Annotated in this window: 7 protein-coding genes; 2 read left to right on the top strand and 5 right to left on the bottom strand. The window is 66.9% G+C overall.

Features of this window, described 5'->3' with window-relative positions; all coding sequences use genetic code 11:
* Positions 1–38: 38 nt before the first annotated feature.
* Both ACK4E3_RS07560 and ACK4E3_RS07565 read right to left on the bottom strand, forming a co-directional pair.
* Positions 39–3,185 carry an efflux RND transporter permease subunit gene (locus ACK4E3_RS07560; RefSeq protein ID WP_409698625.1) on the bottom strand — a complete coding sequence of 1,049 codons (3,147 nt, stop codon included), beginning with the start codon at positions 3,183–3,185 and terminating at the stop codon, positions 39–41.
* Positions 3,182–4,294, bottom strand: a complete 1,113-nt coding sequence (locus tag ACK4E3_RS07565; protein ID WP_409698628.1) for an efflux RND transporter periplasmic adaptor subunit — start codon at positions 4,292–4,294, stop codon at positions 3,182–3,184. The genes ACK4E3_RS07560 and ACK4E3_RS07565 overlap by 4 nt, the downstream gene beginning before the upstream one ends.
* Positions 4,295–4,674: 380 nt before the next feature.
* Here ACK4E3_RS07565 and lepA point away from each other — a divergent pair, with 380 nt between their 5' ends.
* Positions 4,675–6,495, top strand: a complete 1,821-nt coding sequence (gene lepA / locus ACK4E3_RS07570; RefSeq protein WP_409698631.1) for a translation elongation factor 4 — start codon at positions 4,675–4,677, stop codon at positions 6,493–6,495.
* Between the two features lie 33 nt (positions 6,496–6,528).
* Here the strand turns inward: lepA and ACK4E3_RS07575 are convergent, their stop codons facing one another.
* From ACK4E3_RS07575 to ACK4E3_RS07585, 3 genes are read right to left on the bottom strand one after another with little or no spacing between them, the layout of a single operon-like run.
* Complete coding sequence (locus ACK4E3_RS07575; protein WP_409698634.1) at positions 6,529–7,653, bottom strand: osmoprotectant NAGGN system M42 family peptidase; 1,125 nt, start codon at positions 7,651–7,653, stop codon at positions 6,529–6,531.
* Complete coding sequence (gene ngg, locus ACK4E3_RS07580; RefSeq protein ID WP_409698636.1) at positions 7,650–9,515, bottom strand: N-acetylglutaminylglutamine synthetase; 1,866 nt, start codon at positions 9,513–9,515, stop codon at positions 7,650–7,652. Before ngg ends, ACK4E3_RS07575 begins: the two co-directional genes overlap by 4 nt.
* Positions 9,505–11,280: an N-acetylglutaminylglutamine amidotransferase gene (locus tag ACK4E3_RS07585; RefSeq protein WP_409698639.1), complete on the bottom strand. Its 1,776-nt coding sequence runs from the start codon at positions 11,278–11,280 to the stop codon at positions 9,505–9,507. Before ACK4E3_RS07585 ends, ngg begins: the two co-directional genes overlap by 11 nt.
* A gap of 348 nt (positions 11,281–11,628) precedes the next feature.
* Between ACK4E3_RS07585 and ACK4E3_RS07590 the strand changes: the two genes are divergently transcribed.
* The gene (locus tag ACK4E3_RS07590) at positions 11,629–13,923 is read left to right on the top strand and encodes a TonB-dependent receptor family protein (protein ID WP_409698642.1); all 2,295 of its coding nucleotides are present in this window, start codon (positions 11,629–11,631) and stop codon (positions 13,921–13,923) included.

The following is a 13,923-nucleotide window of genomic DNA, read 5'->3' on the forward strand; positions in this document are numbered from 1 at the left end:
CTCCGGCTTGATCATTCCGGCAGCGCCCCGAGGCGGGTTCAGGGCTCTCCGACGGGCTTGGGATGGCCGGTGGTCGGCGGCTCCAGGTCGTGCTGGCCGATATCGTGCTGAGAGGCGAAGCGCGCGCCCAGCAGACGCTCCAGACGTGTCTTGACTCCGTCGATCAGGCTGAACACCACCGGAACGAACAGCAGCGACAGCGCCGTCGAGGTGATCAGCCCGCCAATCACGGCAATGGCCATGGGCGAGCGGAACTCGGTGCCCTCACCAAAGGCCAGGGCGATGGGCAGCATGCCAAAGCCCATGGCCATGGTGGTCATGAGGATCGGGCGCGCGCGCTTTCTTGCGGCATCGACCATGGCGTCGCGCTTGTTCATGCCCCGCTCCATCGCCTGAATGGCGTAGTCCACCAGCAGGATGGAGTTCTTGGCCGCAATGCCCGTCAGCATGATGATGCCGATCAGCGCCGGCATGGACAAGGAGCGCCCCGTCAGCATCAGAAGCAGGAAAGCGCCGCCGAACGAGACGGGCAGGGCCGCCAGAATGGTTATTGGGTGGAAGAAGCTTCGGAACAGCAGGACCAGCACCACATACATCAGCAAGATGCCGGTCAGGATGGCGAACATGAAGCCCTGGCCCAGCTCCTGCAGGCTCTCCAGCTCGCCGGAAGGAGCCTCCAGAACACCCTCGGGCAGGTTCTGCATACTGGGCAGTGCGCGCACCGCCTCCGAGGCCTGTCCCAGCGTCAGCCCCGACAGCTCGGCCGAGAGGTTGGCCACGCGGCGGCGGTTGTAGCGCTCGATCACATTGGGACCGGCGCCGAAGCTGATCTCGGCCACCGTGGACAGTGGCACGGCCTGGCCCGTGGAGGTGGGCACGCGCAGGTTCTCGATCACATCGAGGCGCGAGCGTGCGTCCTCCTCCAGCATGACGCGCACGGGTATCTGGCGGTCCGGCAGGTTGAACTTGGGCAGCAGCTGCTCGGCGTCGCCCAGGGTGGCGATGCGGGCGACCTGGCTGATGTCGGCGGCGGACACGCCAAGCAGGGCTGCCACATCGGGCCGGGGCGTGATGAGGATCTCGGGGCGCACGAGGGCGGCGCTGGAGACCACGTTCGAGATGCCGTTCAGGCCGCGCATCTCGCGCTCGACGTTTGCTGCGCCCTCGGCCAGGGCAACGGGATCATCGCTGACCAGGGCGATGGTCATGCGACCCGATCCGCCACCTTCCTGACCGAACTGCACCCGCGCACCGGGAACGGCGCGAAGCTCCGGTCCGATCTCGGCCTCAAACGCGCTCTGTGACAGCCTGCGGCGCATCTTGGGCACCAGATTGACGGTCAGGTTGGCGCGCCGGACCTCGCCGGCCGAGCCGCCGCCGCCGGGCCCGAAGCTGAAGGTGGCCGAGCCGACCGAGCTGTAGATGGAGCGCACTTCGGGTCGCTCCAGCAGGATCTGCGTCACGTCGCTGACCACAGCGTCGGTCTGCTCCAGCGTTGCGCCGGGCGGCAGTTCGATGGCGACGGTCGAGCGCGAGATGTCCTCCACCGGAATGAAGTCGGCAGGCAGGCGCGTGGCCAGAAAGATCGAGAAGATGAAGAACAGCACGCCCGCGCCCAGGGTGATGCGGCGATGGTCCAGCGACCAGTTCAGCATCTTCTGATAGCGCGGCATCCAGAAGGGCTCGTCGTGCTCCTTGCCCTGCTCGCGCTTGAGCATATAGGCGCCCATCAGGGGCGTCAGGGTTCGCGCGACCAGAAGCGAGAAGGCCACGGACACGCAGGTTGCGATGGCAAAGCTCTTGAAGAACTGCCCCACCACGCCGGGCATGAAACCCGTGGGTGCGAATACCGCCAGCAGCGTCGCGGTGGTGGCCACGACCGCCAGGCCGATCTCGTCGGCCGCTTCCATGGCCGCCGGATAGGGTGCCTTGCCCTCGCGGATGTGCCTGACGATGTTCTCGATCTCCACGATGGCATCGTCGACCAGAATGCCCACGGTCATGGACAGGGCCAGCAGGGTCACGACATTGAGCGACTGGCCGGTCAGGTCCAGCACCCAGAAGGTCGGGATCATCGACATGGGCAGGGCCACGGCAGCGATGAAGGTGGCCCTCCATTCGCGCAGGAACAGGAACACCACCCCGATCGCCAGCAGGGCACCGAGCACCAGCGCCTCGACCGAGGCATGGAAGTTGTTGATCACATCGGTGGTCGTGGTGGTGACCAGCTCCATGGTGACGTCGTCACGCTCGGCATCGAGGGCGCGCACCGCGGCATCCACGGCCTCGGCCACGTCCACCTCGCTGGAGCCGATGGAGCGGACCACGCCGAAGCCGACCACTTCCTGACCGTTGTAGCGCGCGCGCCCGCGCGGCTCGGACCACTCGTCCACCACGGTGCCCAGATCGCCGAGGCGCACCGTGCGCCCGTCCGCCAGGGCAATGCGGGTCTCGCGCAGCTCTTCCAGCGAGCTGACAGAGCCGAGGGTGCGGATGGCCTGCTCGCCTCCGCCGATGGTGCCCCGCCCGCCGGGCAGGTTGATGTTGGTGGCCCTCAGGGTCTGGGAGACGGCCCCGGCCGTGACGCCGAGCGCTTCGAGCCGGTCAGGGTCGAGCTTGATGCGGATCTCGCGGTTGACCCCGCCGTCACGCTGCACCTGGCTGACGCCGCGCACCGACAGCAGCCGCTTGGCCACCTCGTTGTCGACGAACCAGCTCAGCTCCTCGGGGCTCATGCCCGGTGCGCGCACCACATAGTTGGCGATGGGGATGCCGGTGAACTCGATGCGCTGGATGATCGGCTCCTGCACGTCCGCGGGCAGGTCCTGGCGGATGCCCGAGACGGCGTTGCGAACATCGTTGGTGGCCTTTTCCAGATCCACGCCCAGCTCGAACTCGATGGCGGTGGTCGAGGCCCCGTCGCTGATGGTGGACGAGATGTTGCGCACCCGGCCCAGACCCGCCACGGAGTCCTCGACCACGCGGGCCACCTGGGTCTCCAGCTCGGTCGGCGCGGCGCCCGGCTGGACGACGGTGACCGAGACGACCGGCAGGTCGACGTCGGGGAAGTTGTTGGTGCGAAGGTTCAGGTAGCCGATGATCCCGCCGATCGTCAGCACGATGAACAGCAGGACGATCGGTATGGGGTTCCTGATCGACCAGGACGAGAGCTGATTGAGGTTCATCGGGTGCCCTTCGCGGCCGGAGCCTGGGCCGGAGCCTGGGCCGGGGCTTGGGCCGGGACGGGGCGCGGGGCGCTCACGCTCACCCTGTCGCCGTCGCCAAGGAAGCCTGCGCCGCGCACCACGACACGCTCGCCGCCCGAAAGACCGGCGCTGATCACCACATCGCTGCCATCGCGCAGGCCCGTGCTGACGGGCTGGAAGCGCACGGTGGAGTCAGCCTGAAGCACATAGACCCCGGCGCGACCCTCACGGAACACGATGGCGTCCTGGGGCACCATCAGCGACTGCTGGCTGCCCACATCGATGGTGGCGCGTGCGAACATGCCGGGGCGCAGGGTTGTCGGGCCCAGGGCGATGCGTGCAATGCCCAGGCGGGTCTGGCCGTCCACTGCAGGCGTGACGATGCGCACATTGCCGCTGGTACCCACGCCGCCTTCGCCGGTGACCTGAGCGCTCTGGCCGGTGCGGATCATGGCCAGTTCCGTCTCGGGCACCTGGGCGTTCAGTTCCAGGCGCCCGTCACGAACCATGCGAAACAGCTCGGTGCCCGGTTGGACGATCTGGCCGCGGGTGACCGCGCGCGACACGATCAGTCCCGAGACCGGCGCGCGGATGCGGGTCTGTTTCAGGCGGGTGGCCGTCTCCGAGCGCGCGGCGCGGCTGGCGGCGACCTGTGCCGCGGCGGTGCGCTGGGCGGCCAGGGCGTTGTCGAGACCGGCCTGGGCCAGAAAGCCGCGCTCGCGCAGCTCCTGCGCCCGCCCCAGTGCCGCATCGGCCTGGGCCAGAGTGGCCTCGGCAGAGGCCAGGGCGGCATCCTGCTGGGCGAGCTGGGCGCGCAGCAAGGCGTCATTGAGCGTGACCAGCACCTGTCCCTGTCGCACATAGGTGCCCTCGTCGGCATAGACGCCTGTGGCGACCAGCCCGCCGGTCTCTGCGCCCACCGGCACGTCCTCCCAGGCGGCGATGGTGCCCGATGCGGTCACGGTGCGTGCCACCTCGCGGCTGGCGACGGTCACCACACTGACGCTCTGGGTGGACCTCGGCTCGGCGCGTGCCTCCTCATCGCCATGGCAGGCGGCGAGGACGAAGGCGGCGGTGAGGGCCACCATCAAGGTGGCCAAAAAGGACTTACTCGGTCTGATGCGTTGTCCGGTCTGCGTGAGCGCGGTCACGTCGAACCCCTGTCTTGCCAGTTACCTGGTCTTCGCCTCGCCCTGAGATGAGAAAGATGAAGCCTGCAGCGATCAAGCCAGGCCTTGGGCACGCTGACGCTGGAACAGATGCGCACCCGGGGGAGGCACGGCGCGCGCCGCATAAAATAGGCGAGCTTGTGATCTGCGCAACACTCGCGGCCCTTCCATTACCGCCATTTAATGAGAATTGATTGTGACGCCGTGTTCACTGTCGCCCAAAGGCTGCATTGGCGAACGCAGCCGTGCGACGCCGCTCCGGCTTGGCGCTCAACCGGCGCCGTGCTACCGCCCCGGCCATGAGCGCATCTTCCGCATCCACGCCCCTTTCCCGCATCCGCAATTTCTCGATCGTGGCGCACATCGACCACGGCAAGTCGACCCTGTCCGATCGTCTGATCCAGGCGACAGGCGGCCTTAGCGCGCGCGAGATGACCGAGCAGGTGCTCGACAACATGGAGATCGAGAAGGAGCGCGGCATCACCATCAAGGCCCAGACGGTGCGCCTCGAGTACAAGGCGCGCGACGGGCAGACCTATGTGCTCAACCTGATGGACACGCCCGGCCACGTCGACTTTGCCTATGAGGTCTCGCGCTCACTGGCCGCCTGCGAGGGCTCGATCCTGGTGGTCGATGCCAGTCAGGGCGTCGAGGCCCAGACGCTCGCCAACGTCTATCAGGCCATCGACAACAATCACGAGATCGTGCCGGTCCTCAACAAGGTGGACCTGCCTGCCGCCGAGCCCGAGCGCGTGCGCGCCCAGATCGAGGACGTGATCGGCATCGACGCCTCCGAGGCCGTGCTCTGCAGCGCCAAGTCGGGCCTTGGCATCGAGGACGTGCTCGAGGCCATCGTCACGCGCCTGCCCGCGCCCAAGGGTGATCCCGATGCGCCGCTCAAGGCCATGCTGGTGGATGCCTGGTACGACCCCTATCTCGGCGTCATCCTGCTGGTGCGGGTGTTCGACGGGTACCTGCGCGCGGGCCAGCGCATCACCTTCATGCAGAACGGTTCGACCCACTTGGTCGACCGCGTGGGCGTGTTCCTGCCCAAGAATACCCCGGTGGAGCGTCTCGGCCCCGGCGAGGTCGGCTTCATCACCGCCCAGATCAAGGAAGTGGCCCATGCCGCCGTGGGCGACACCATCACCGACGAGAAGCGCCCTACCGCCACGCCGCTCAAGGGTTTCAAGGAAGTGCAGTCGGTGGTGTTCTGCGGCCTGTTCCCCGTCGATGCCGCCGATTTCGAAGACCTGCGCGCCGCCATCGCCCGCCTGCGCCTGAACGATGCCAGCTTCACCTACGAGATGGAATCGAGCGCCGCCCTGGGCTTTGGCTTCCGTTGCGGTTTTCTGGGGCTGCTGCACCTCGAGATCATCCAGGAGCGCCTGAGCCGCGAGTTCAACCTCGACCTGATCGCGACGGCACCCTCTGTGGTCTATCGCATTACCCTGACCGATGGCTCGGAAGTCGAGCTGCACAACCCCGCGGACATGCCCGATCCGGTCAAGATCGCCTCCATCGCCGAGCCGTGGATCAAGGCCACCATCTTCACGCCGGACGAATATCTGGGCGGGATCATCAAGCTGTGCCAGGACCGGCGCGGCGTGCAGCGCGAGCTGTCCTATGTGGGTGCGCGGGCCATGGCGGTCTATGACCTGCCGCTCAACGAGGTGGTGTTCGATTTCTACGACCGGCTGAAGTCCATCTCCAAGGGCTATGCCAGCTTCGACTACCAGATGGAGGACTACCGGACCGGCGATCTGGTGCGCATGAACATCCTCGTCAATGCCGAGCCGGTGGATGCCCTGTCCATGCTGGTGCACCGCCAGCGCGCCGAGACGCGCGGGCGCGCCATGGTCGAGAAGATGAAGGAGCTGATCCCGCCCCATCTGTTCCAGATTCCGATCCAGGCGGCCATCGGCGGCAAGGTCATCGCCCGCGAGACGGTGCGCGCCCTGCGCAAGGACGTCACGGCCAAGTGCTACGGCGGCGACATCACGCGCAAGAAGAAGCTTCTGGAGAAGCAGAAGGAAGGCAAGAAGAAGATGCGCCAGTTCGGGCGTGTCGAGATCCCGCAGGAGGCCTTCATCGCCGCGCTCAAGATGGACAGCGACTGAAGGCTGCGGCGAGGGCGGCGCACGCCTACACGCCTATTCGTCGTGCAGGCTGAGATCCTGATGGGTGAACCCGCGCGATCCCGACATGGGCTTGGCATCGCGGCTGATCTCCACCGGGCTGAGCGCATAGGCGCACAGAAGCTGTGACAGCGAGGTCAGGGCGTTGATGTGGATGCGCTCATAGCCGTGGCTGGCGTCCACCCCGAAGGTGACGAGTGCGGTGCGGATGTCGGCACCCGCCTCCAGCGCCGAGGCCGAGTCCGACCGATAGTAGCGGAACACATCCTTCTGGAAGGCGATGCCGTGTTCGCGCGCCAGGCGCACCAGCTTGCGCGTCAGGTGCCAGTCGAACGGTCCGGTCTGGTCGGCCATGGCGATGGTGACGCCGAACTCCGACGAGTTCTGTCCCGGTGCGGTGGTGCCGTTGTCAACCGTCACCATGGCGGCCACATCGGGCACCAGAATGCTGGATGCGCCCACGCCCACTTCTTCGGCAATGGTGAACAGCCAGTAGGTGTCGACCGGCGGGGTGTGGCCGGACAGGGCCTTCATGGCCGCCAGCATGGTGGCCACCCCGGCCTTGTCGTCCAGATGGCGCGAGACGATGAAGCCGTTGTCGAGAAATTCCGGCTGTGGGTCGATGGCGATGATGTCGCCCACATCGATGTCGAGCGCCAGCACGTCATCGCGGCTGAACACGGGGGCGTCGATACGCACCTCGACCTGCTGCCAGCTGACCGGCTGGGTGTCGACCTCCTCGTTGAAGGTGTGGCCCGAGGCCTTGAGCGGCAGGATCGAGCCGCGCCAGCCGCCATGCTCGGTGAAGATGGTGCAGCGCGCGCCCTCGGCAAAGCGCGACGACCAGTGGCCGATGGGCACGATCTCGAGGCGCCCGTTTTCCTTGATGCGCTTGACCTGGGCGCCCAGGGTGTCGACGTGCGAGACGATGGCGCGCGCCCCTGCATGGGTCCGGCCCCTGATGAGCGCGCGGATGGCGCCGCGCCGGGTCATCTCGTACGGCACACTCATGGCATCGAGCGTGCGGCACAGGCTCCAGACCGCCTCGTCGGTGTATCCGGTCGGACTGGCGATGGAGAGCAGTTCGGCCAGGGCCTCGCTCAGGAAACTCTGATCAATGGGGGGCAGGGGCTCGGTCATGAAGATTGCGGGTCTCGGGTCTTGGTCTCGCCCGCCCCGGAAGTGCGCGCAGGGGCGGGGTGCATGGAGGCCGGGTGCATTGAGGCTGGGCGTATGGAGGCCGGGCGCATGGGCCGTGGGGCCGACAGCGGAAACAGGAGGTCGATGAAACGCTCGGCCGTAGGCTGGGGCTCATGATTGGCCAGACCGGGGCGCTCGTTGGCCTCGATGAAGGCATAGTCCGGCTGGTCAACGGCCCGGACCATCAGGTCGATGCCCGTGACCGAGATGTCGATGGCACGCGCGGCGCGGATGGCCGCCTCGATCAGGGCCGGGTGGACGCTGGCGGTCACATCATGGATTGTCCCGCCGGTGTGAAGATTGGCGGTACGCCGCACCTGAATCTCTCGTCCCGCTTGTGGGACACTATCCAGATCAAGGCCTTGTTCGGAAAGCGTGCGCACGGTCTCGCCATCGAGCGGTATGGAAGACTCCCCACCAGTGGCTGCCATGCGCCGCCGGCTCTGGTGGGTGATCAGGGCCCGCAGGTCACTGTGGCCATCGCCGACAACCCGCGCCGGTCGCCGAAGGGCGGCGGCCACCACCTGAAAGTCGATCACGACGAGGCGCAGGTCCTCGCCCTCGACCTGCTCCTCGATCAGCACCGCCTCGCTGACCTCGCGTGCGCGGGCGATGGCGGCATCGACAGCCTCGAGAGTGCGCAGGCCCACGGCGACGCCCTGACCCTGCTCGCCGCGTGCGGGCTTGACCACCAGCGCTCCGCCCTGATCGAGAGCCGCGCGCAAGGCTGGATGATCGTCGGGCGCGAAGCTGCGCGGCACCCGCACGCCCGCACCCTCGACGATGCGCCGCGTCAGGCGCTTGTCGTCGCAGATGCTCAGGCTGACTGCGGATGTCAGCTCGCTCAGGCTCTCGCGGCAGCGGATCGAGCGGCCGCCGTGGCTAAGGCGCAAAAGGCCCGAGGGCGCATCGATGATCTCGGCATGAATGCCGCGCCGACGCGCCTCGTTGACGATGATCCGCGCATAGGGATTGAGCGCTTCCGTTTCGTCCGGCCCGGTGAACAGGGGCTCGTTGATGGGGTTCTTGCGCTTGACCCCGAAGAAGGCGACGCGCCGAAAGCCCAGCTTTTCATAAAGCGCGATGGCTTGGGTGTTGTCGTGCAGGACGGACAGATCCATGAAGGCCATCTGCCGGGCCTGGAAGTGCTCGGCCAGGCGCCGCACCAGCGCCTCGCCCACGCCCGGATGGGTCGCCTGCGGGTCCACGGCCAGGCACCACAGCGAGGAGCCGCATTCGGGGTCGCCAAAGGCCCTGGCGTGATTGACCCCGGTGACCGTGCCGATCACCTCGCCGCTGATCGCATCCTCGGCCACCAGATAGGTCAGGGCGCGGTCGTCGCGATGGGCCAGCAGGAAGGCCGGTTCCACCGGCACCATGTGGCGTGCGCCATAGATGCGGTTGACGGCCTCGGCATCGGCCTCGGAGATCAGGCGCCGGATGCTGAAGCCGCGCGGGACACGCCGCGACGGGCGATAGGTGGCCAGGTCAAGCCGGTAGGTATGCGAGGGATCGAGGAACACCTCCTGGGGCGCGCCCGCCAGCAGGACGTGGGGGTTGCGCACATAGAAGGCGATGTCGCGCCGGTCCGGGCCCTCGGCGCGCAGGGCGTCGATGAGGGGCTCGGCCGTCTCGAAGGTCTGGGCGAACAGCAGGCGTCCCCACCCGCAGTCCAGCACGGCGTTGGGACGATAATCCGTAGGCGGACGATCAAGCACAAAGGGCTTCAGTCCTTCGTGGCGCAGGCGCTTGAGGCGGTGCGCGCCTGCGGCCCGGCCCCGGCGGGTGATCTCAGAGGCCATGGGACTGCAGCCACATTTCCAGCAGCGCCACCTGCCACAGCTCCGAGCCTTGCAGGGGCGTGATGTGCGAGGCGGGATCGGCAAACAGCTGATCGAGATACTCCTGGCGGAACAGGCCCCGCTCGCGCGCCGCCGCCGCACCCAGCGCATCGCGCGCCATCTCGAGGTAAGGACCGTCCAGATACTTCAGGGCCGGAACGGGGAAGTAGCCCTTCTTGCGGTCGATCACCTCGGGCGGCACGACGAGGCGCGCGGCCTCTTTCAGAACACCCTTGCCGCCGTGGGCCAGCTTGTGCTCGGGCGGGATGCGCCCGGCCAGTTCCACCAGCTCGTGATCGAGGAAGGGCACCCGTGCCTCCAGCCCCCAGGCCATGGTCATGTTGTCCACGCGCTTGACCGGATCGTCGGTCAGCATGACCTGGGTGTCGAGGCGCAGGGCCTTGTCCACGCCGGTCTCGGCACCGGGGCGTGAGAAATGCTCGGCGATCAGGGCCGTGCTGGCATCGGCATCGATCATCCATTCAGGGCTGAGCTGGCGGCCGAGGGTCGCAAAGCTGCGGTCCATGAAGTGGCGCGCATAGGTCTCGACCGGGTCGGCGGCTTCGCTCATGGGCGGATACCAGTGATAGCCCGCGAAGATCTCGTCGGCGCCCTGGCCGGACTGCACCACCTTGATGTGTTTCGACACCTCCTGGCTGAGCAGGTAAAAGCCCACATTGTCGTAGGAGACCATCGGTTCCGACATGGCGTGGATGGTGCCGGGCAGGGCTTGCAGCAGCCTGTCGTGGGGCACGAAGATCTTGTGATGGCGCGTAGCAAAGCGCTCGGCGATCAGGTCCGAATAGACGAACTCGTCGCCCTTTTCCCCGTGCGCCTCGTCAAAGCCGACCGAGAAGGTCATCAGGTCGTGCTGACCCATTTCCGCCAGCAGGCCCACGACCACGCTGGAATCCACGCCACCCGACAGCAGCACCCCCACGGGCACGTCGGCGACCATGCGTCTGCGCACGGCAAGGCGCAGGGCTTCGAGCACCCGATCGCGCCAGTCCTCGAAGCTCAAGCGGGCGTCCTCGTCGAAGCGCTGGAGCAGGGGCCGCCAGTAAGTGTGTTCGCGAGAGCGCCCGTCGGCCTCGATCACACGCATGGTGGCGGGGGGAAACTTGCGCACCCCCTTCAGGATGGTGTGCGGCGCAGGCACCACGGCGTGAAAGCTCATGTAGTGGTTCAGCCCGACCTTATCGATGCCGGTATCGATGTCGCCGCCTGCCAGCAGGGCCGGCAGGGTCGAGGCAAAGCGCAGGCGCTTCGGGCTCTCGCTGATGTAGAGCGGCTTGATGCCGAGGCGGTCACGCGCGATCACCGTGCGTCCGCTGTCGCGCTCGTGGATCACGAAGGCGAACATTCCCAGGAAGCGTTCGACGCAGGCCTCGCCCCAGGCGTGCCACGCCTTGAGGATCACCTCGGTGTCGCCGCTGGATGCGAACCGGTAGCCCTTGGCCTCCAGCTCCGCGCGCAGCTCCGGGTAGTTGTAGATGCAGCCGTTGAAAACAATGGTCAGGCCGAGCGTGGCATCGACCATGGGCTGCTGGGCCTTTTCGGACAGGTCGATGATCTTGAGACGCCTGTGACCGAGCGCGATGGGGCCTCTTGCCACTATGCCCGATCCATCCGGCCCGCGCGGGGCCAGCGCCCGCGTCATCCGCTCTACCGCCGCGACATCGGCCGGGTTGTCGTCCAGACGCAACTCGCCGCTCAGGCCACACATACAATCACCTCAAATGACAACGGGGCCGGAAGCGTGGCCCGCAGACGCATAAAATCAGAACACAGAATAAATCACGCCCGCCCGACAGGCGCGCGAATGCAGGCCTCACGCCTGCATCGTGGGGCATCGCCCTTTTCCTAACGCGGAGGCGCGTTGATGGATGCACAAAAACCCTGTCCGGCCCTCTTGCGACTAAATCGCACTTGCACAAGCCGCCGCCTGTGATAGGAGGGCCCGCCGAGAACGGTGCGAATGATTATCAATCCTTCGCGCGCCTTTCCGGTTCAGCCGAACGCCACTTTCGCCCGAACACCACTTTTACCCCAACGCCGCTCTGCAAGGTCGTCCATGTCATTTTTCCCGCTCCGCCGCCGCCTGATGCTGGGCACTGCCATCGCCACGGCCGCCCTGGCCAGTCTGTCGCCGGCCATGGCCAGCGAGGCGGCGGATGTGGTCGCGGAGGCGGCTGCCGATGTCAGCGACGTCACGCGGCTCGAGCCCGTGATCGTGACCGGCTCGCGCGAGGCGGCGCGCCTGGCGGGGGGATCGGCGGTCTATCTCGATGCCGAACAGCTCGAGATTCATGCCTACAGCGATGTGAACCGCGTGCTGCGCCAGGTGCCGGGCGTCTACCTGCAGGAAGAGGACGGCTTTGGCCTGCGCCCCAACATCGGCATTCGCGGTTCTGGCACGGACCGGTCCTCGCGCGTGGCGATCATGGAGGATGGCGTGCTGATGGCGCCTGCGCCCTATGCCGCTCCCGCAAGCTACTATTTCCCCAGACTGGCCCGCATTTCAGGCGTCGAGGTCGTCAAGGGTCCGGGTGCCATCCAGTACGGACCCCTGACCACCGGCGGTACGGTGCAACTGTTCTCGACGCCGCTGGCCGAGAACCTGTCAGGCCGCTTCGACCTGATGGCCGGAAGCTATGGCGGCTTTCGCGGCTATGGCGTCATGGGCGGCTGGTTTTCCCCCTCCGAACTGTCGCTCGGGGGCTGGCAGATCGGTGCCCAGATCGAATGGCTGGATGAGCGCTCGGACGGTTTCAAGGTGCTGGACTCGGGCGGCGACACGGGCTTCCGCATCGATGATCTGGTGCTCAAGCTGGGCCTGCGTACGGGGCCGGACGCGCGTTTCCCCCAGAGCCTGGAGCTGAAGTACCAGACCTATGACGAGCGCTCTGACGAGACCTATCTGGGGCTGACCCTCGCCGATTTCTCGGCCTCGCCCTACCGCCGCTATCGGGGCAGCCAGATTGACCGGATGGATGTGGGCCACGAGACCTGGCAGCTCACCCACCGCATCGAGCTGAACGCCGCGCTCGAGCTGACCACCATCGCCTATCGCAACGAGACGGCGCGGGCCTGGTACAAGCTCAACGATGTTCGCAACACTGCCAACACCGGCTGGGTGGGCATCAGCGCCGTGCTGGCGAACCCCGGCACCAATGCGACCCAGATGAGCTATCTCATCGGTGCGCCCGGCTTTACCAGCCCCGCCAACGCCCTGAGGGTTCGCAACAACAACCGCGCCTATCTGGCCGAGGGCGTTCAGAGCGCACTCACTGCCCGCTTCGATACCGGTCCTGCCAGCCATACCCTGACCGCCTCGGTGCGCTGGCACCGCGACTCCGAGGATCGCTTCCAGCAGGACGACATCTATCAGATGGCCGATGGTATCATGCGTCTGACCAGTGCGGGTGCGCCGGGCAGCCAGGAGAACCGCGTGGTCTCGGCCGAGGCCTGGGCCTTCTTCGTGCGCGACGAGATCCGCCTGGGTGCCCTGACGCTCACGCCGGGCGTGCGCTACGAGACCATTGACCTGACCCAGACCCGCTATGCTCTGGGCGATGCAAGCCGTGCCGTGCCCATCGGGGTGGACGAGAACAGCGTCGATGTCTGGATTCCCGGCCTCGGCCTCACCTACGACCTGGGCGCGCGCCTGCGACTGGTAGGCGGGGTGCACAAGGGCTTCTCCAATCCCGCGCCCGGCTCCACCGCCTCGCCCGAGACCTCATGGAACTACGAGGCGGGCCTGCGCTGGCAGGACGGACCGTTCAATGCCGAGTTGATCGGTTTTTATACGGACTATGACAATCTGGTGGGTACCTGCACGGCGTCCACGGGCGGTGGCTGCGCCATCGGCGACCAGTTCGACGGCGGCGCCGTGCGCGTGCGCGGCATCGAGGCGATGGCCGGATACGACATCGCCCTGACGCCGGGGCTCAGCGCGCCGCTCTCGCTGGTCTATACCTATACCGACGCCGAGTTCCGCACGAGCTTTGTCTCCAGCTACGGGCCGTGGGGCACGGTGATGGCGGGCGATACCCTGCCCTATACGCCCGAGCACCAGCTGACCTTCAATGCCGGTCTGCGCGCGGACGGCTGGCGGCTGGATGCCAGCATCAACCACGTCAGCGAGGCGCGCGCGCGGGCGGGCTCGGGCAGCGTTCCGGTTGATCAACGCATTGACGCGCGTACCCTGCTCGATCTGTCCGGCGAGGTGCGCGTGAGCGATCAGGTGGCCCTGTTCGCCAGCGCCCAGAATGTCACCGACGAGGTCTACAACGTGGCCTTCTCTCCCGCCGGTGCCCGGCCCGGTGCGCCGCGCATGATCATGGGCGGTCTTCGCCTTCGCTTCTGA

This window comes from Brevundimonas sp. (assembly GCF_046299595.1).
Taxonomy (GTDB): domain Bacteria; phylum Pseudomonadota; class Alphaproteobacteria; order Caulobacterales; family Caulobacteraceae; genus Brevundimonas.

Excerpts from the sequence above, each read along its gene's own strand:
- ACK4E3_RS07565 (WP_409698628.1), bottom strand. The coding sequence starts at position 4,294 with ATGGTGGCCCTCACCGCCGCCTTCGTCCTCGCCGCCTGCCATGGCGAT.
- lepA (WP_409698631.1), top strand. The coding sequence starts at position 4,675 with ATGAGCGCATCTTCCGCATCCACGCCCCTTTCCCGCATCCGCAATTTC.
- ACK4E3_RS07560 (WP_409698625.1), bottom strand. The coding sequence starts at position 3,185 with ATGAACCTCAATCAGCTCTCGTCCTGGTCGATCAGGAACCCCATACCG.
- ACK4E3_RS07585 (WP_409698639.1), bottom strand. The coding sequence starts at position 11,280 with ATGTGTGGCCTGAGCGGCGAGTTGCGTCTGGACGACAACCCGGCCGAT.
- ngg (WP_409698636.1), bottom strand. The coding sequence starts at position 9,515 with ATGGCCTCTGAGATCACCCGCCGGGGCCGGGCCGCAGGCGCGCACCGC.
- ACK4E3_RS07575 (WP_409698634.1), bottom strand. The coding sequence starts at position 7,653 with ATGACCGAGCCCCTGCCCCCCATTGATCAGAGTTTCCTGAGCGAGGCC.
- ACK4E3_RS07590 (WP_409698642.1), top strand. The coding sequence starts at position 11,629 with ATGTCATTTTTCCCGCTCCGCCGCCGCCTGATGCTGGGCACTGCCATC.